This window comes from Frateuria sp. GZRR33, assembly GCF_051900425.1.
Classification (GTDB): domain Bacteria; phylum Pseudomonadota; class Gammaproteobacteria; order Xanthomonadales; family Rhodanobacteraceae; genus Frateuria_A.
In genome coordinates this window covers 48,531-66,126 of the sequence record NZ_JBHZGK010000009.1, presented here as the reverse complement: position 1 = coordinate 66,126, position 17,596 = coordinate 48,531, and the positions used below count along the sequence as shown (strand labels likewise).

General features: G+C 66.2%; 14 protein-coding genes and 1 tRNA gene. All 15 read left to right on the top strand.

Features of this window, described 5'->3' with window-relative positions; translation table 11 throughout:
• Positions 1–9 precede the first annotated feature (9 nt).
• The 15 genes from ACFWZU_RS12490 (at position 10) to phaC (ending at position 17,533) form a co-directional block, all read left to right on the top strand.
• On the top strand, positions 10–657 hold the full coding sequence (locus ACFWZU_RS12490; RefSeq protein WP_439701839.1) for an NADH-quinone oxidoreductase subunit J: 648 nt from the start codon (positions 10–12) through the stop codon (positions 655–657).
• Positions 654–959 (top strand): NADH-quinone oxidoreductase subunit NuoK, encoded by a 306-nt coding sequence (nuoK, locus tag ACFWZU_RS12485; RefSeq protein WP_209614757.1) that lies wholly within the window; start codon positions 654–656, stop codon positions 957–959. Before ACFWZU_RS12490 ends, nuoK begins: the two co-directional genes overlap by 4 nt.
• A 4-nt stretch (positions 960–963) precedes the next feature.
• A complete protein-coding gene (gene nuoL, locus ACFWZU_RS12480; RefSeq protein WP_439701838.1) occupies positions 964–3,069 on the top strand; it encodes an NADH-quinone oxidoreductase subunit L in 2,106 nt (701 codons plus the stop codon).
• 13 nt (positions 3,070–3,082) lie between these two features.
• Complete coding sequence (locus ACFWZU_RS12475; RefSeq protein WP_439701837.1) at positions 3,083–4,591, top strand: NADH-quinone oxidoreductase subunit M; 1,509 nt, start codon at positions 3,083–3,085, stop codon at positions 4,589–4,591.
• Positions 4,592–4,607: 16 nt separating this feature from the next.
• The gene (gene nuoN / locus ACFWZU_RS12470; protein WP_439701836.1) at positions 4,608–6,047 is read left to right on the top strand and encodes an NADH-quinone oxidoreductase subunit NuoN; all 1,440 of its coding nucleotides are present in this window, start codon (positions 4,608–4,610) and stop codon (positions 6,045–6,047) included.
• 137 nt (positions 6,048–6,184) lie between these two features.
• Positions 6,185–6,261 (top strand) — tRNA-Met (locus ACFWZU_RS12465).
• A gap of 191 nt (positions 6,262–6,452) precedes the next feature.
• The gene (rimP, locus tag ACFWZU_RS12460) at positions 6,453–6,980 is read left to right on the top strand and encodes a ribosome maturation factor RimP (protein WP_439701835.1); all 528 of its coding nucleotides are present in this window, start codon (positions 6,453–6,455) and stop codon (positions 6,978–6,980) included.
• Positions 6,981–7,028: 48 nt separating this feature from the next.
• The gene (nusA, locus tag ACFWZU_RS12455; RefSeq protein ID WP_439701834.1) at positions 7,029–8,528 is read left to right on the top strand and encodes a transcription termination factor NusA; all 1,500 of its coding nucleotides are present in this window, start codon (positions 7,029–7,031) and stop codon (positions 8,526–8,528) included.
• Positions 8,529–8,657: 129 nt separating this feature from the next.
• A complete protein-coding gene (gene infB / locus ACFWZU_RS12450; protein ID WP_439701833.1) occupies positions 8,658–11,411 on the top strand; it encodes a translation initiation factor IF-2 in 2,754 nt (917 codons plus the stop codon).
• Positions 11,412–11,546: 135 nt separating this feature from the next.
• Complete coding sequence (gene rbfA / locus ACFWZU_RS12445) at positions 11,547–11,927, top strand: 30S ribosome-binding factor RbfA (protein ID WP_439701832.1); 381 nt, start codon at positions 11,547–11,549, stop codon at positions 11,925–11,927.
• Entirely contained in the window at positions 11,908–12,864 is a 957-nt protein-coding gene (gene truB, locus ACFWZU_RS12440) for a tRNA pseudouridine(55) synthase TruB (protein WP_439701831.1), read from the top strand. The genes rbfA and truB overlap by 20 nt, the downstream gene beginning before the upstream one ends.
• A 207-nt stretch (positions 12,865–13,071) precedes the next feature.
• On the top strand, positions 13,072–13,341 hold the full coding sequence (gene rpsO, locus ACFWZU_RS12435) for a 30S ribosomal protein S15 (RefSeq protein ID WP_439701830.1): 270 nt from the start codon (positions 13,072–13,074) through the stop codon (positions 13,339–13,341).
• Between the two features lie 18 nt (positions 13,342–13,359).
• Positions 13,360–15,465, top strand: coding sequence for a polyribonucleotide nucleotidyltransferase (gene pnp, locus ACFWZU_RS12430; protein ID WP_439701829.1), 2,106 nt, complete (start codon positions 13,360–13,362; stop codon positions 15,463–15,465).
• A gap of 158 nt (positions 15,466–15,623) precedes the next feature.
• Positions 15,624–16,454, top strand: a complete 831-nt coding sequence (locus tag ACFWZU_RS12425) for a poly(R)-hydroxyalkanoic acid synthase subunit PhaE (RefSeq protein WP_439701828.1) — start codon at positions 15,624–15,626, stop codon at positions 16,452–16,454.
• An 8-nt stretch (positions 16,455–16,462) separates the two neighbouring features.
• On the top strand, positions 16,463–17,533 hold the full coding sequence (phaC, locus tag ACFWZU_RS12420; RefSeq protein ID WP_439701827.1) for a class III poly(R)-hydroxyalkanoic acid synthase subunit PhaC: 1,071 nt from the start codon (positions 16,463–16,465) through the stop codon (positions 17,531–17,533).
• Positions 17,534–17,596 lie beyond the last annotated feature (63 nt).

Below are 17,596 nucleotides of genomic sequence, written 5' to 3'. Positions count from 1 at the left end.
GCCACCGACATGATCGATACCAATCTGCTCCAACTTATCTGCTTCTACGGCTTCGCGGCCGTCACCGTGGCCGCCGCGCTCGCGGTGATCAGCCTGAAGAATTCGGTGCACGCGGTGCTCTCGCTGGTGCTGGCCTTCTTCAGCACTGCCTGCATCTGGCTGCTGGCCGAGGCCGAGTTCCTCGCCATCGCACTGATCGTGGTGTACGTGGGTGCGGTGATGGTGCTGTTCCTGTTCGTCGTCATGATGCTCGACATCAAGATGGAGCAGGTGCGCGAAGGCTTCATCCGCTACCTGCCAGTGGGCATCATCGTCGCGCTGGTCATGCTGGCGGAGATGCTGGCGTTGATCGGCGTGCGCGCGATGCACGCGCACGTGATGGGTGCCGACCCGGCCGCCGCCGCGGGCCTGTCCAACACCGCCTGGCTGGGCGGCGCGCTGTACACCCAGTACCTGCTGCCGTTCGAGATTGCCGCTCTGATCCTGACCGTGGGCGTGGTGGTGGCCGTGGCGCTGACCTTGCGCCAGCGCGGCGACAAGAAGCACGAGTCCGCCAGCGAGCAGGTGCGCGTCAATCCGCGTGACCGTATCCGCGTGGTCAAGATGGCACCCTCGCGCCCGGACGAACCGACCGCCTCGCAGGAGCCGCTGCAATGATCACCCTGTCGCATTTCATCGTGCTGGGCGCGGTGCTGTTCTGCATCGCCGTGGCCGGCCTGTTCATCAACCGCAAGAACGTGATCGTGCTGCTGATGGCGATCGAGCTGATGCTGCTTGCGGTGAACATGAACTTCGTGGCGTTCTCGCGCTTCCTGGGCGACGTGGGCGGCCAGGTGTTCGTGTTCTTCATCCTTACCGTCGCGGCGGCCGAGTCCGCGATCGGCCTGGCGATCCTGGTGCTGCTGTTCCGCAACCGCAGCACGGTCAATGTCGCCGAAATCGACTCGATGAAGGGCTGAGCCGATGCAACTTTCGACCTCCATCCTGCTGATCATTGCGCTGGCGCCGCTGGTGGGTTGCCTGCTTGCCGGCTTCCTCGGCAAGCAGATCGGCCGTGCCGGCGCGCACAGCGTGACCATCCTCGGTCTGCTGATCTCCTGCGTGCTGTCGTTCTACGTGCTCTACCAGATCACCGCCGGCGGTGCGCCGTCCTACAACCAGGACATCTACACCTGGTTCGAGATCGGCCGCCTGCACGTCAGCGTCGGCTTCATGGTCGACCGCCTCACCGCCATGATGATGGTGGTGGTGACCTTCGTGTCGCTGCTCGTACACGTCTACACCATCGGCTACATGGCCGACGACCCGGGCTACCAGCGTTTCTTCAGCTACATCTCGTTGTTCACCTTCGCGATGTTGATGCTCGTGATGAGCAACAACTTCATGCAGCTGTTCTTCGGCTGGGAAGGCGTGGGCCTGGTGTCCTACCTGCTGATCGGCTTCTGGTACAAGCGCCCGACCGCGATCTTCGCCAACCTGAAGGCGTTCCTGGTCAACCGCGTGGGCGACTTCGGCTTTCTGCTGGGCATTGCCGCGGTGCTGTACTTCTTGGGCACGCTCGACTACGCCACGGCGTTCGCCAGTGCGCCCAGCCTGATCGGCAAGACGCTGGCGCTGACCGCGAACACCCACTGGGACGCGGCCACGGTGATCTGCGTGCTGCTGTTCGTGGGTGCGATGGGCAAGTCCGCCCAGGTGCCGCTGCACGTGTGGCTGCCCGACTCGATGGAAGGCCCGACCCCGATCTCCGCGCTCATCCATGCGGCGACGATGGTGACCGCGGGCATCTTCATGGTTGCGCGCATGTCGCCGTTCTTCGAGCTGTCCGAGGGCGCGCTCAGCTTCGTGATGGTGATCGGCGCCACCGGTGCGCTGTTCACCGGCCTGATCGGCATCGTGCAGAACGACATCAAGCGCGTAGTCGCGTATTCCACGCTGTCGCAGCTGGGCTACATGACCGTGGCGCTCGGCGTGTCGGCCTACGCCGGCGCGGTGTTCCACCTGATGACCCACGCCTTCTTCAAGGCGCTGCTGTTCCTGGGCGCGGGCTCGGTGATCATCGCCATGCACCACGAGCAGGACATGCGCTACATGGGCGGCCTGCGCAAGTACATGCCGATCACCTGGATCACCATGTGGATCGGTTCGCTGGCGCTGGTGGCGATCCCGTTCACCTCGGGCTTCTATTCCAAGGACGCCATCATCGAGGCGGTCGGCGAGTCGCATCGCTGGGGATCCGGCTACGCATATTTCTGCGTGCTGCTGGGCGCGTTCGTCACTGCGCTTTACACCTTCCGTCAGATGTACCTGACGTTCCATGGCAAAGAACGCTTCGTGGTGGTGGGCCATCATGGCCACGCGCATGATGCGCACGCCGTCCATGGCGACGCGCATGCCCACAACGGCCACGCGGACGAACATCACGCGCCCTCGGACGATGCGCATCACGCCCACAAGCCGGGCGAGCTGGAACATGCGCCGCACGAGTCGCCCTGGGTGGTGACGCTGCCGCTGATCCTGCTGGCGATCCCGTCGCTGCTGGTGGGCTTTTTCACGATCGGACCGATGCTGTTCGGCAACTGGTTCGGCCAGGCCATTCACGTGGAAGAGGCCAACAACGTGCTCAGCGAACTCGGTCACGAGTTCCATGGCGCCGCGGCCATGGCGCTGCACGGGTTCGCCAGCTGGCCGTTCGCGTTGGTCGCGCTGGCCTTCGTGATCACCACGTACATCTACCTGTTCAACCCGGCGATGGCCGGCAGGATCAAGAGCGCGCTCAAGCCGTTGTGGATCGTGCTGGACCGCAAGTACTGGGTCGACGACGTGTACTTCGCGATCTTCGCCCGCGGCGGCGTGGCGCTGGGCCGGCTGTTCTGGAAGGCCGGCGATGCGGCGGTCATCGACGGCGCGCTGGTCAACGGCTCGGCAGGCCTGGTGCAGCGCATCGCCGCCGGCGTGCGCCGCCTGCAGTCCGGCTATCTCTACCACTACGCCTTCGCGATGATTCTCGGCCTGATCCTGCTGCTGGGCGGGTTCTGGGTCTTCGGGTCCGGGCAGATCGGGCAATAAGGAAGCACGCTCCATGTTCAATCACTTGCTCAGCCTGCTGATCTGGCTCCCCATCGTCGGCGCGATCCCGGTGCTGCTGGCCGGCTCGGCCCGACCGGGCCTTGCGCGCTGGATTTCGCTGCTGGTGGCGGTGCTGGCCTTCGTGGCCAGCCTGTTCCTGCTGCCGGCCTACAACGCCGCCGACAGCGCCATGCAGCTGACCGAAAGCCACGTCTGGATCGCCTCGCTCGGCGTGCACTACGGCCTGGCCGTGGACGGCATCTCGGTGGCGCTGATCCTGCTCACCACGTTCGTCACGATCCTGGTCATCGTAGGCGCCTGGGAGGTGGTCCAGGACAAGCCGCACCAGTACATGGCAGCCATGCTGGTGCTCGAGGGCCTGATGATCGGCGTGTTCTGCGCCACCGATGCGTTGCTGTTCTACGTGTTCTTCGAAGCGATGCTGATCCCGATGTTCATCCTGATCGGCATCTGGGGTGGCCCGCGGCGCGTCTATGCCACGCTGAAGTTCTTCATCTATACCTTCCTCGGCTCGATCTTCATGCTGATCGGGCTGATCTACCTTTACCTGAAGGCCGGCACCTTCGACCTGCACACGCTGGCGATGCTGCCGCTGACGATGAAGGAACAGACCTGGCTGTTCTTCGCCTTCCTGATTGCGTTCGCCGTCAAGGTGCCGATGGTTCCGGTGCACACCTGGCTGCCGGATGCCCACGTGGAGGCGCCGACCGGCGGCTCGGTGGTGCTGGCGGCGGTGATGTTGAAGATCGGCGGATACGGCTTCCTGCGCTTCACCCTGCCGATCGTGCCGGACGCCTCCGAGCACTTCGCCTGGCTGATCATCGTGCTGAGCCTGATCGCGGTGGTCTACATCGGCTACGTGGCGCTGGTGCAGGACGACATGAAGAAACTGGTGGCGTACTCGTCCGTGGCGCACATGGGTTTCGTGACGCTGGGCATCTTCATCGCCTTCATGCTGGTGCGCGACGCGAACAACCTCGATGCCGCCAAGCTCGGCATGCAGGGCGCCATGGTGCAGATGATTTCGCATGGCTTCGTCTCGGGCGCGATGTTCTCCTGCATCGGCGTGATGTACGACCGTCTGCACACGCGCCAGATCAAGGACTACGGCGGCGTGATCAACGTGATGCCGTGGTTCGGCTTCTTCTACGTGCTGTTCGCCATGGCCAACTCCGGCCTGCCGGGCACCAGCGGCTTCGTCGGCGAATTCATGGTCGTGCTGGCGAGCTTCAGCGCCAACCCGTGGATCGCGCTGTTCGCCGCCTTCACCCTGATCATCGGCGCGGCCTACACGTTGTGGATGGTCAAGCGCGTGCTGTGGGGCGACATCACCAACCCGCACGTGCGCGAGATGAAGGAAATCAACGGCCGCGAGACGTTCGTGCTGGCCGCTTTTGCCCTTGCCGTGCTGGCGCTGGGCATCTGGCCGCAGCCGCTGATCCACCTGATGGACGCTTCGGTGTCCCAGTTGGTGCAGCAGCTCGCCGTTCACAAGATCTAAGCGGGATCACACGCTAATGCCGAATCTCAACGACATCATGATCATGCTGCCGGAGTTCTATCTGGTGGCGGCGGCGTGCCTCCTGTTGCTGCTGGACGCCTGGATGAAGCCCGAGCAACGCAACATCCTGCACTGGGTTTCGATCCTGGTCGTCCTGGTGGGCATCTACCTCGTGGTTGCCGGCCAGCCGGACGTGACGGTGACCGCCTTCGGCGGCATGTTCGTGCGCGACGCGGCGGCGGAGATCCTCAAGGTCTTTGCACTGCTCTGCACCGCCCTGATCTTCGTGTTCTCGCGGCCGTACATGCAGGAACGCAAGCTGTTCCAGGGCGAGTTCTACACGCTGATGATCTTCGCCACCATCGGCGCCATGCTGCTGGTCTCGGCCGGCAACCTGGTGATGGTCTACCTGGGGCTGGAGCTGCTGACGCTGTGCTCGTACGGCCTGGTGGCGCTCAACCGCGACTCGCAGCTCTCCTCCGAGGCAGCCATCAAGTACTTCGTGCTGGGCGCGCTGTCCTCGGGCATGCTGCTGTACGGCATGTCGATGGTCTACGGCGCCACCGGCACGCTGGCGCTGGCGCAGCTGCACGGCGCGGTGGTGCACGCGGGCATGTCCAACCTGATGGTCTTCGGCCTGATCTTCATGATCGTCGGCATCAGCTTCAAGCTGGGCGTGGCGCCGTTCCACATGTGGATCCCGGACGTCTACCAGGGCGCGCCGACCTCGGTCACCACCTTCGTCGCCTCGACTTCGAAGATTGCCGCCTTCGGCATGGCCTACCGCCTGCTCGAGTCGGGCATGGGCGGCATGGCGGGGCAGTGGCAGATGATGCTGGCCGTGCTGGCGGTCGTCTCGCTGGCGATCGGCAACCTGGTCGCCATCGTGCAGACCAACCTCAAGCGCCTGCTGGCCTACTCGACGATCTCGCACATGGGTTTCCTGCTGCTGGGCCTGGTCAATGCCGGTCCCGAGGGCTACGCCGCGGCGATGTTCTACGCCATCTGCTACGCGCTGATGAGCACCGCGGCGTTCGGCGTGATCCTGGCGCTGGCGCGTGCCGGCTTCGAGTGCGAGGAGATCGACGATTTCAAGGGCCTCAACCAGCGTTCGCCGTGGATGGCGTTCCTGATGATGCTGGCGATGTTCTCGCTGGCCGGCGTGCCGCCGCTGTTCGGCTTCTTTGCCAAGTTGCTGGTGCTCAAGGCGGCCATCGACGCGGGCATGATGTGGCTGGCGCTCGTTGGCGTGGTGTTCGCCATCATCGGCCTGTACTACTACCTGCGCGTGGTCAAGGTCATGTACTTCGACAAGCCGGCCGAGGGCCTGGAAATGCGCCCGCAGGCGGACGGCGTGCTGCGCACGGTGCTGTCGCTCAACGCATTGGTGCTGCTGGCGCTGGGCCTGTACTGGGGTCCGCTGCTGGGCTGGTGCCGCGCGGCGTTCGCCAGCTGATCGTCGTAGGAGGGCACCTTGCGCGCGACCGTCGTGCACCCGGTCGCGGAACAGGTGCGCTTCTACAAAATTGTCCGTGATTGTTGTCAAAAAGCTTGCAAGAAATCGGCCATGCCGCTATAGTTTGCGGACTCTGATGCGGGGTGGAGCAGTCTGGCAGCTCGTCGGGCTCATAACCCGAAGGTCGCAGGTTCGAATCCTGCCCCCGCTACCAGATCTTTCTTAGAACAAGAAAGCCTCCTCGGGAGGCTTTTTTGTTGGGCGCAAGGATGCGTCGCGGTGCTCGGAACGCTAAGGTGTCCGATGCGCCGCCGGAAAGAGCCTGGACGAGCCGGCACATCGTCGAGGTGAGGGAATGGGCCGCATGTGCCCATTTTTTGTTTCCGGAGTACACGAACGACGACTATGGATACGCAGGCACTGGCACAACGCTTCTCCGAGGTCCTGGTGGATCTTGGCCTGGAATGCCTCGGCGTGGAGTTCTCTCCGTCGCAGGGGCAGAGTACCCTGCGCGTTTATCTGGACGTGCTGGACCACGCCGAGGGGCGCGAGGTCACGCTCGACGATTGCGAGGCCGCCAGCCGTGAGCTGTCGGCGATGCTGGACGTGGAAGATCCGATCCCGGGCCACTACGTGCTCGAGGTTTCCTCGCCGGGCATCGACCGCCCGCTGTTCACCGCGGACCAGTTCGCGCGGGTCGTGGGACAGGAAGTGAAGGTGTTGCTCAAGGCGCCGATCGAGGGCCGTCGGCGGCTGCGCGGCAGGCTTGCCGCGGTTCATGGCGACAAGCTGACCTTCGAGGCCGAGGGCAAGACGTTCGAATTCGACCATGCCGACGTGGAAAGCGCGCGGGTGGTGCCGGACTGGGTGGCGCTCGGTTACGTGCCGCAGCCCAAGCCGGGCGGAAAGCCGGCCAAGAAGGCCCCGAAATAAACAATCAAAAACCTTGGCGTTCGGATGGGCGCCTGCGGAGTTGCTGCAATGAGCAAAGAACTGTTGCTGGTCGTCGACGCGGTCGCCAATGAAAAGGGCGTGCCGCGCGAAGTGATCTTCGAGGCGATGGAGGCCGCGCTGGCTTCCGCCGCGAAGAAGCGCTATCCGGAGGAGGACCCGGACATCCGCGTGGCAATCGACCGCCAGAGCGGCGACTACGAGACGTTCCGCCGCTGGGAAGTCATTGCCGACGACGGCGAGATGGAGTCTCCCTTCCACCAGCTGCGCCTGATGGACGCGGTGGACGAGAAGGCGGACGCCCAGATCGGCGACTACATCGAGCAGCAGATCGAGAACGCCGAGTTCGGCCGCATCGCCGCGCAGGCGGCCAAGCAGGTGATCGTCCAGCGCGTGCGCGAAGCCGAGCGCCAGCAGGTGGTCGATGCCTACAAGGACCGCGTGGGCGAGCTGATCACCGGCATCGTCAAGCGCGTCGAGCGCGGCAACGTTTACCTGGATCTGGGTGGCAACGCCGAGGCCTTCATTCCGCGCGACAAGACCATTCCGCGCGAGTCGGCCCGCGTCGGCGACCGCGTGCGCGGTTATCTCTACGAGGTGCGCTCGGAAGTCCGCGGCCCGCAGCTGTTCGTCTCGCGCGCCGCGCCGGAATTCATGATCGAGCTGTTCAAGCTCGAAGTGCCGGAAGTCGGTCAGGGCCTGGTCGAGATCAAGGGCTGCGCGCGTGATCCGGGCGACCGCGCCAAGATCGCCGTGATCGCGCATGACAGCCGCACCGATCCCATCGGCGCCTGCATCGGCATGCGCGGTTCGCGTGTGCAGGCGGTGTCCAACGAGCTCAACGGCGAGCGCGTGGACATCATCCTGTGGCACGACAACCAGGCGCAGTTCGTCATCAATGCGATGGCGCCGGCGGAAGTGCAGTCCATCATCATGGACGAGGAGAAGCACTCGATGGATATCGCGGTGGCCGAGGACAAGCTGTCCCAGGCGATCGGCCGCGGTGGCCAGAACGTGCGCCTGGCCAGCAAGCTCACCGGCTGGCAGCTCAACGTGATGACCCAGGACCAGGTCACCGCCAAGAGCGAGGCCGAGCAGCAGGCCGCGCGCCAGCTGTTCATGGACAAGCTGGAAGTGGACGAGGAGATCGCCAACATCCTGGTGCAGGAAGGCTTCTCCAGCGTCGAGGAAATCGCCTACGTGCCCAGCGCCGAGCTGCTGGCGGTCGAAGGCTTCGACGAGGACATCGTCGAGGAACTTCGCGCCCGCGCCCGCGATGCGCTGCTCACCGAGGCGCTGGCCGTGGAAGAGGGCATCGCCGAGCCGTCCGAGGAACTGCTCGGCCTGCCGGGAATGGACGAGGCCACCGCCTATGCGTTGGCTGCACGTGAAATCAGTACGGTGGACGACTTGGCCGACCTCGCGGTCGACGACCTGATCGACATCGAAGGCATGGACGAGGAGCGCGCCGCCGCATTGATCATGGCGGCCCGCGCACCGATGATCGAGCGACTGGAGAGGGGCGGCTAACCGCGGACGGCGGCGCCTTTGGAAGGGCGCGCCGAGGAGGACCTGCGGGTCTTCCACCAGGGATGGAGGTGGACGTGCAGGCCAGAGCCGCACGGACGATAAGCGCGGGAACGGCGGAGAAAGAACACGATGTCGGATGTAACGATCAAACAACTGGCCCAGGTGCTGGGCATGCCGGTCACCAAGCTGCTCGGGCAGCTGGGTGAGGCGGGCATGAATTTCTCCGATCCGGAGCAGGTCATCAGCAGCACCGAAAAGGTGAAGCTGCTCGGCTTCCTGCGCCGCACGCACGGCAAGAGCGAAGCTACCGCCGAGGTGGAGGACAGCGCCCCGCGCCAGATCACCCTCAAGCGCCGCAAGGTGAGCGAACTGAAGGTCGCCACGCCGGGCGGGCGCGGTGCCGCCAGCAGCGCCAAGACGGTCAACGTGGAAGTGCGCGCCAAGCGCACCTACGTCAAGCGCAGCGTGATCGCCGAGGAAGCCAGCGCCGAGCCCGAGCGCGAAGAGGCCGTGCGCAAGCTGGCCGAGTCGCAGCAGCAGCGCGAGCACGAGGAGCGCGAGCGCCTGGAGGCCGAGCAGCGCCGCCAGGAGGAAGCCGTGCGCGCGCAGGAAGAACAGCAGCGCCAGGCCGAAGAGGCCCGGCGAGTGGCCGCCGAGCAGGCTGCCGCCAGCGCGACGAGCGAAGCGGCGGTGGAGCCGGTGGCCGAAGCTCCCGAGGCGCCCGCGGTCGAACCGGCCAAGGCTGCCGCGCCGGCTCCCGCGCCGGCATCGGCTGCCGGGGTGACCGACCACAGCGCGTTCGGCATGATCGTGCCGCGCATCCACGAGCCGCGTAAGCGTGAGAAGAAAGTTGTCGTTGCCGCGCCTGCGCCGGCGCCTGCGCCCGCGCCAGCCCCCGCGCCGGCCGAAAACCGCGGCGCCAAGGCCCGCTACGGTCGCGACCGTGACGAAGGCCCCGGCGGCAAGCGTTTCGCGGGCGGCGAACTGCACCTGTCCGATGCCGATCGTGCGCGTCGCTCCAGCAAGCGCGGCAAGCCGGGCAAGGGTGGCCGCGACCTGGCCCGCGGTGGGTCCGCCGCGACCTCCGGTCCGCACGGCTTCTCCCGTCCGACCGCTCCGGTCGTGCGTGAAGTGGCGGTAGGCGAGGCCAATGTCGTCGCCGACCTGGCACAGAAGATGGCGGTCAAGGGCTCCGAGGTAGTCAAGGCGCTCTTCAAGATGGGCGTGATGGCCACGATCAACCAGACCATCGATCGCGACACCGCGACGCTGGTGGTCGAGGAACTGGGTCACACACCGGTCGAGGCGAGCGAGAACAACGCCGAGGCTGCACTGGCAGCGCACACCCAGAACGCCGAGCTGGAAGGCGAGAAGTCGCCGCGTCCGCCGGTCGTTACCATCATGGGCCACGTCGACCACGGCAAGACTTCGCTGCTGGACTACATCCGCCGCACCAAGGTGGCCGCGGGCGAGGCCGGCGGTATCACGCAGCACATCGGCGCTTACCACGTGGACACGCCCAAGGGCGTGATCACCTTCCTGGATACCCCCGGCCACGCGGCGTTCACCGCCATGCGCGCCCGCGGGGCCCAGTCCACCGACATCGTGGTGCTGGTGGTCGCCGCCGACGACGGCGTCATGCCGCAGACGGCCGAGGCCGTGCAGCACGCGCGCGCCGCCAAGGTGCCGCTGATCGTGGCGCTCAACAAGATGGACAAGTCCGACGCCAATCCGGACCACGTCAAGCAGGGCCTGGGCAACCTGGAAGTGATTCCGGAAGAGTGGGGCGGCGATACCCCGTTCGTGCCGGTCTCGGCCAAGACCGGCATGGGCATCGACGATCTGCTCGACGCGGTGTCGGTACAGGCCGAGGTGATGGAACTCACCGCCGTGCACGACGGTCCGGCCACCGGCGTGGTGATCGAGTCGAGCCTGGACAAGGGTCGCGGCCCGGTCGCCACCGTGCTGGTGCAGCAGGGCACGTTGAAGCGCGGCGACTTCGTGGTGTGCGGCGTGGAGTACGGCCGCATGCGTGCGCTGGTCGACGAGACCGGCAAGACCGTGCAGGAAGCCGGTCCTTCGATCCCGGTGCAGGTGCTCGGCCTCTCCGGCGTGCCGGAAGCCGGCGACGACTTCGTGGTGGTGGCGGACGAGCGCCTGGCGCGTGAAGTGGCCGCCGAGCGCCAGCAGAAGCGCCGCGAGACGCGCATGGTCAGCAAGGCCAACCGCCTCGAGGACATCATGGCGCAAATGGGCCAGGGCGCCGAGCAGCAGACGCTCAACATCCTGGTCAAGGCCGACGTGCAGGGTTCGGTGCAGGCGCTGCGCGACTCGCTGAGCCAGATCGGCAACGAGAACGTGAAGGTCAACGTCATTGCCGCCGGAGTCGGCGGCATCACCGAGTCGGACGCGACGCTCGCTGCCGCCTCCAAGGCACTGATCATCGGTTTCAACGTCCGTGCGGACGCCTCGGCGCGCAAGGTGATCGATACGGCAGGCCTGGATGTCCGCTACTTCTCGATCATCTACGACGTCATCGACCAGGTGAAGCAGGCTGCTTCGGGCCTGCTGGGCATGGAAGTGCGCGAGGAGATCATCGGCATCGCCCAGGTGCGCGAGGTCTTCCGCAGCTCCAAGTTTGGCGCGGTGGCCGGCTGCATGGTCACCGAGGGCACGGTCAAGCGGAACAAGCCCATCCGCGTGCTGCGCGACAACACGGTGATCTTCCAGGGCGAGCTGGAATCGCTGCGGCGCTTCAAGGAGCTGGTCGACGAAGTGCGCAACGGCATGGAATGCGGTATTGCCGTGAAGCAGTACAACGACGTCAAGGCCGGCGACCAGATCGAGTGCTTCGAGCGCATCGAGGTTGCCAGGACGCTGTGACGCCGTTGCGTTACGGCCTCCCGGGAAATCGGGAATGGCCGAGGGGGAATCGTCACGGCGATTCCCCGCGGCATCCCGGTTTCGCGCTGGCGGCTTTTCGATTGATGATTCCCTACCACGATTTCCGGCCTTTCCATGCCTTCACGTGACTTCAAACGTACCGACCGCGTAGGTGCAGAGCTCCGCCGCGAGCTCGGCCTGCTGGTCCACGCCGCCGTGCGGGACCACGCGCTGCCTTCCGTCAGCGTGTCCGACGTGGAAGTCACCCGCGACCTGGACTGGGCCACGGTGTGGGTCACTGCGCTGCAGCCCGACCGCGCCAGAGAGGCGGTCAAGGCGCTCAACGAACTGGCGATCGAGTTCCGCCGCACGCTCTCGCGCAGCATGCGCCTGCGGCGGGTCCCGGAGCTGCGCTTCAAGTACGACGATTCGGTCGACAAGAGCGAGCGGATCGAGCGCCTGCTGCGCGACTCGGGCGACATCCAGCCAACGAGCGATGACGAGAACGAGTCGTAACCGGCGGGGTTCCCGACGGGATTCCGCTCCTCCACTTCGCGACCTGCACGGCATCCTGCTGCTCGACAAGCCCCTGGGGCTGAGCTCCAACCAGGCATTGCAGGCCGCGCGCCGGTTGCTGCGCGCGGTCAAGGGCGGCCACACGGGTGCGCTCGATCCGCTGGCCACCGGCCTGTTGCCCCTGTGCTTCGGCGAGGGCACCAAGATTGCCGGCATGCTGCTGGGCTCGCGCAAGGCCTACCTGGCCGAGTGCCGGTTGGGCGTGACCACCACCACCGCCGACCTCGAGGGTGACGTCGTCGACCGCCGGCCCGTGCCGCCGCTGGATGCCACGCAGATCGAGGAGGCGCTCGCCACCCTGCGCGGGCGCATCACGCAGGTGCCGCCGGCGTACTCGGCGCTCAAGCAGGGAGGCGAGCCGCTGTACGTGAAGGCCCGCCGGGGCGAATCCGTCGACGTGCCGCCCCGCGAAGTCGACGTCCACCGCCTGGAGCTCCTGTCACACGAGGGCGACTGCCTGCGCCTGATCGTCGAGTGCGGCTCGGGCACCTACATCCGCAGCCTGGCGGTGGATCTTGGCGAGCGGCTGGGCTGCGGTGCCCACCTTACGTCGCTGCGGCGCCTTTGGGTGGAACCGTTCCGCGAGCCGGCGATGACCACCCTCGCGGAACTGGAACAGGCCGCCGGGCAGGGCGCGGCGGCGCTGGAAGCGCTGCTGCTCCCGCTGTCGGCCGGGCTTGCGGACCTGCCGGCCCTGGCGCTGGATGCGCCCCAGGCGCTCGCCGTGGCGAAGGGCCAGCAGATTCCGTGGCCAGGCGGGGCGGACCAGGGCCGCAGTGCCGCCTTCGCCCCGGAGGGTCGCCTGCTCGCGCTGGTCGAACCGGACCCGGCGGGACGGCTGCGCATCGTCCGCGGTTTCAATCTGCCTGAGGGTTGAGCCCGCCTGCCGAGCCGTCCATCTCCCCAAGGGGGCATCCGCGGACAAAATGGCGCCATTGGGCGCTCTTGTTGCCGGACGCCAGCCCTCGCTACAATAGCGAGCTTGTTCCAGCGTTTTACATTCAACCGGCGGAGCTTGTGCAACCTCATCGGGTGGTGACGTTGCGCAAGTTCCGCATCCGCATTTTCGAAGGAAGAGATACACATGTCCCTTACCGCAGAACAGACCGGCAAGATCATTGCTGAGTACGGCCGCGTGCCGAACGACACCGGTTCGCCGGAAGTCCAGGTGGCCCTGCTGTCCGCCCGCATCGATCACCTGACCGACCACTTCAAGGAACACAAGCAGGACCACCACTCGCGTCGCGGCCTGCTCAAGCTGGTCAACCAGCGCAAGCGCCTCCTTGGCTACCTCAAGGACCGTGACCTGGCTCGCTACCAGAGCCTGATCGAACGTCTCGGCCTCCGCCGTTAATCACTCGAGGAGACCAACGTGGCGAAAGTAACCAAGTCATTCCAGTACGGTAATCACGAAGTCACACTGGAGACGGGCGAAATCGCCCGCCAGGCGTCCGGTGCGGTCATGGTCAGCATGGGCGGCACCGTGGTGCTGGTCACCGCCGTGGCCGCGGCCAAGCCGCGCGAGGGGCAGGACTTCTTCCCGCTCACCGTCGACTACGTCGAGAAGTTCTACTCGGCCGGCCGTATTCCCGGCGGCTTCTTCAAGCGCGAAGGCCGTCCGACCGAGAAGGAAACGCTGACCTCGCGCCTGATCGATCGTCCGGTCCGCCCGCTGTTCCCGGAGGACTACAAGAACGAAGTGCAGGTCATCGCACAGGTCGTTTCGCTCAATCCGGAAGTCGACGGCGACATTCCCGCCATGCTCGGTGCCTCCGCGGCGCTCAGCCTGGCCGGCATCCCGTTCAAGGGCCCGATCGGCGCCGCCCGCGTCGGCTACGTGAACGGCCAGTACGTGCTGAACCCGTCGGCCACCGAGCTGAAGACCTCCGACCTTGACCTGGTCGTCGCCGGTACCGCGGGTGCGGTGCTGATGGTCGAGTCCGAGGCCAAGCTGCTGTCCGAGGAAGTGATGCTTGGCGCGGTCGTGTTCGGCCACAAGCAGATGCAGGTCGCGATCAATGCGATCGCCGAGCTCGCCACCGAAGCGGCCAAGCCCGCCTCGACCTGGCAGGCGCCGGCGCGCAACGAGTCGCTGATCGCCGCCCTCAAGGGCGAGGTCGGCAACAAGCTGGAAGAGGCCTTCCAGGTGCGCGACAAGCTGCAGCGCCGCGACGCGATCTCCGCGATCAAGGCCGACGTGATGGAAGCCCTCAAGGGCCAGGCCGAAGCCAACGGCTGGTCGAGTGCCGAGCTGTCGAAGGAATTCGGCGAGCTCGAGTACCGCACCATGCGCGACAGCGTGCTCAAGACCAAGGTGCGCATCGACGGTCGCCAGCTCGACGACGTCCGCCCGATCACCGTCCGCGTCGGCGTGCTGCCGCGCACCCACGGCTCGGCGCTGTTCACCCGCGGCGAGACGCAGGCGCTGGTCGTGGCCACGCTGGGCACCACCCGCGATGCGCAGATCATCGACGCGCCGGAAGGCGAGTCGAAGGATCCGTTCCTGTTCCACTACAACTTCCCGCCGTTCTCGGTGGGCGAGGCCGGTCGCTTCGGCGCGCCGAAGCGTCGCGAGATCGGCCACGGCCGCCTCGCCAAGCGTGGCGTGCAGGCGGTCAAGCCGAGCATCGAAGAGTTCCCGTACGTGCTGCGCGTGGTCTCCGAGATCACCGAGTCGAACGGCTCGTCCTCGATGGCGTCGGTGTGCGGTTCCTCGCTGGCCATGATGGACGCCGGCGTGCCGCTGAAGGCACCGGTGGCCGGCATCGCCATGGGCCTGGTCAAGGAGGGCAGCGACTTCGTGGTGCTGTCGGACATCCTGGGCGACGAGGATCACCTCGGCGACATGGACTTCAAGGTGGCCGGTAGCGCCGATGGCATCTCCGCGCTGCAGATGGACATCAAGATCGACGGCATCACCGAAGAGATCATGCAGGTGGCGCTGGAGCAGGCCAAGCGTGGCCGCCTGCACATCCTGGGCGAGATGGCCAAGGTGATCAGCACGCCGCGTTCGGAGATGAGCGAGTACGCCCCGCGCCTGCTCACCATCAAGATCCACCCGGACAAGATCCGCGAGGTCATCGGCAAGGGCGGTGCGACCATCCGCTCGATCACCGAAGAGACCGGCACCACGATCGACATCAGCGACGACGGCACCGTGATCATCGCCTCGGTCAACCGCCTGGCGGCCGATGAGGCCAAGAAGCGCATCGAGCAGATCGTCTCCGACGTCGAGCCGGGCCGCATCTACGAGGGCAAGGTCGCCAAGCTGATGGACTTCGGCGCGTTCGTGACGATCATGCCGGGCAAGGACGGCCTGGTGCACGTTTCGCAGATTTCCTCCGAGCGCGTGGAGAAGGTTTCCGACAAGCTCAAGGAAGGCGACATCGTGAAGGTCAAGGTGCTGGAAGTGGACAAGCAGGGCCGCATCCGCCTGTCCATGAAGGCCGTGGCCGAGGACGAAGCTGCCAACGGCTGATCGCCTCCGATGCCGATGGAACGAAAAAGCGGGCCTGTCGGCCCGCTTTTTTTATGCACGCATCAACCTCGCGCATCGGTCCGCTGCAGTCCCCGTAGTGGAGGTCAGTCGAGGCGCGGTTTTGCTACGATCCCAGCGATCCTACGCAAGGCACTCCCGTGACCGCCGCGAATAACCCCGTCACCGACTTCGAAACCCTGGCTCGACAGACCTGGGAGGCCTGGAGCCGCCAGTGGCCCGGGCATGCCGCGCCGCCGGCCGGGGAGGCCGTGCCGGGCATGGACGGCCTCAAGGGCTACCTCGACTGGATGCAGCAGGTGGCCGCCGCCATGACCGGGCAGGGCACCCCGATGCCCCCGCCGGTCGCCCCGTTCGCCGGCTGGACCATGCCCGGCATGGCCACACCGCCTTCCGGCCTGGACGTCATGCGCGGCCTGCTCGCCACCCCCGCCTTCGGTTACACGCGTGAACAGCAAGCCCAGCAGCAGGCGCTCCTGCGCGCGTTGCTCGACCATCAGCAGGCGAGCGCGCGTTACCAGGAATTGCTCGCCCGGGCTCAGGCGCAGGGCGCCGAACGCGTACAGTGCAAGCTGGCTGAGCCCGGCTTCCGGGTCGATTCGCTCAAAGCCATGTACGACCTGTGGGTCGACGCGGTGGAAGAGGCCCATGCAGAGATCGCGTTGTCTGACGAGTTCCGCGATGCCTACGCGGCCCAGGGCAACACGCAAATGCACGTGCGCCAGCTGCAACGGCAGCAGGTGGAGCAGTGGTGCCGCGAAGCGGGCCTGCCCACGCGCAGCGAGGTCGATACGCTCGGCCAACGATTGCAGGAGTTGCGTCGCGAGGTACGGCGCCTGCAGGCGGCAGGCGAGGCCGCGGCGGGCGCGGCCGTAAAGACGCCCAAACGCAAGACCCCCTCGAAGCCCGCATCCCGCGCCACTCCGTCCTCCAGGCCCACCACCCGCCGCGCGCCGCGCAAGACGCGCTGAGACCGCCCATGCAGACGCCAGGACCGCTGGATCCCACCCGGATCCTAGACGAGATCACCACCTTCCAGCGCAAGCTCGCCGCCGGCGCTGCCAGCCTGCGCGGCCTGGCCGAGCCTGCCTACGCGGACACCCCGCGCGAGCTGGTGTATCGCGAGGACAAGCTCAGGCTCTGGCGCATGCGTGGCGAGGGCCGGCCAACGTCGAAGACGCCGCTGCTGATCGTCTATGCGCTGGTCAACACGGTCTGGATGACCGACCTGCAGAGCGATCGCTCGCTGGTGCGCAACCTGCTCGCGCAGGGCGAGGACGTATACCTGATCGACTGGGGCTACCCGGATGGTGCCGACCGGTGGCTGACCCTGGAGGACTACATCGACGGCTACCTCGACCGCTGCGTGGATGCGGTGCGCGCCCAGGCGGGCGTCGAGGCCATCGACCTGCTCGGCATCTGCCAGGGCGGCGCCTTCTCGCTGTGCTACACGGCGCTGCATCCGGCGAAGGTGCGCAACCTGGTCACCATGGTGACGCCGGTGGACTACCACACGCCTGACAACATGCTTTCGCATTGGGCGCGCGACATCGACGTGGATCTGTTCGTGGACACGCTCGGCAACATTCCGGCCGCGTTGATGAACTGGGTGTACCTGACGCTCAAGCCCGTGCGGCTGTTACAGCAGAAGTACGTGAACCTGGTCGACATCCTGGACAACCCGCGCGAGCTCGAGAACTTTCTGCGCATGGAGCGCTGGATCTTCGATTCGCCCGACCAGGCGGGCGAAGCATTCCGCGAGTTCGTCAAGGAATTCTTCCAGGCCAACAAGCTCGTCAAGGGAGGCCTCGCGATCGGCGGGAGGCCGGTGGATCTGGCGCGCATCACGCATCCGGTCCTCAACGTCTACGCCGAACAGGACCACCTGGTGCCGCCCGATGCTTCGCGCGCATTGGGTCTACACATCGGCAGCGACGACTACTCGGAGCTTGCCTTCAGCGGTGGCCACATCGGCATCTACGTCTCCGGCCGTGCGCAACGCGAAGTGCCTCCTGCCATCCATCGCTGGCTGCGCGAGCACGACAGCTGACCCCGGCCGGGCGCTCCTGCAGGGCGGGGGGTGACGGGGCGCATGCTAGGCTTTTCCGCCTTC

Excerpts from the sequence above, each read along its gene's own strand:
- nuoN (WP_439701836.1), top strand. The coding sequence starts at position 4,608 with ATGCCGAATCTCAACGACATCATGATCATGCTGCCGGAGTTCTATCTG.
- infB (WP_439701833.1), top strand. The coding sequence starts at position 8,658 with ATGTCGGATGTAACGATCAAACAACTGGCCCAGGTGCTGGGCATGCCG.
- rbfA (WP_439701832.1), top strand. The coding sequence starts at position 11,547 with ATGCCTTCACGTGACTTCAAACGTACCGACCGCGTAGGTGCAGAGCTC.
- nuoL (WP_439701838.1), top strand. The coding sequence starts at position 964 with ATGCAACTTTCGACCTCCATCCTGCTGATCATTGCGCTGGCGCCGCTG.
- phaC (WP_439701827.1), top strand. The coding sequence starts at position 16,463 with ATGCAGACGCCAGGACCGCTGGATCCCACCCGGATCCTAGACGAGATC.
- ACFWZU_RS12490 (WP_439701839.1), top strand. The coding sequence starts at position 10 with ATGATCGATACCAATCTGCTCCAACTTATCTGCTTCTACGGCTTCGCG.
- rimP (WP_439701835.1), top strand. The coding sequence starts at position 6,453 with ATGGATACGCAGGCACTGGCACAACGCTTCTCCGAGGTCCTGGTGGAT.
- truB (WP_439701831.1), top strand. The coding sequence starts at position 11,908 with ATGACGAGAACGAGTCGTAACCGGCGGGGTTCCCGACGGGATTCCGCT.
- ACFWZU_RS12475 (WP_439701837.1), top strand. The coding sequence starts at position 3,083 with ATGTTCAATCACTTGCTCAGCCTGCTGATCTGGCTCCCCATCGTCGGC.
- nusA (WP_439701834.1), top strand. The coding sequence starts at position 7,029 with ATGAGCAAAGAACTGTTGCTGGTCGTCGACGCGGTCGCCAATGAAAAG.
- rpsO (WP_439701830.1), top strand. The coding sequence starts at position 13,072 with ATGTCCCTTACCGCAGAACAGACCGGCAAGATCATTGCTGAGTACGGC.
- nuoK (WP_209614757.1), top strand. The coding sequence starts at position 654 with ATGATCACCCTGTCGCATTTCATCGTGCTGGGCGCGGTGCTGTTCTGC.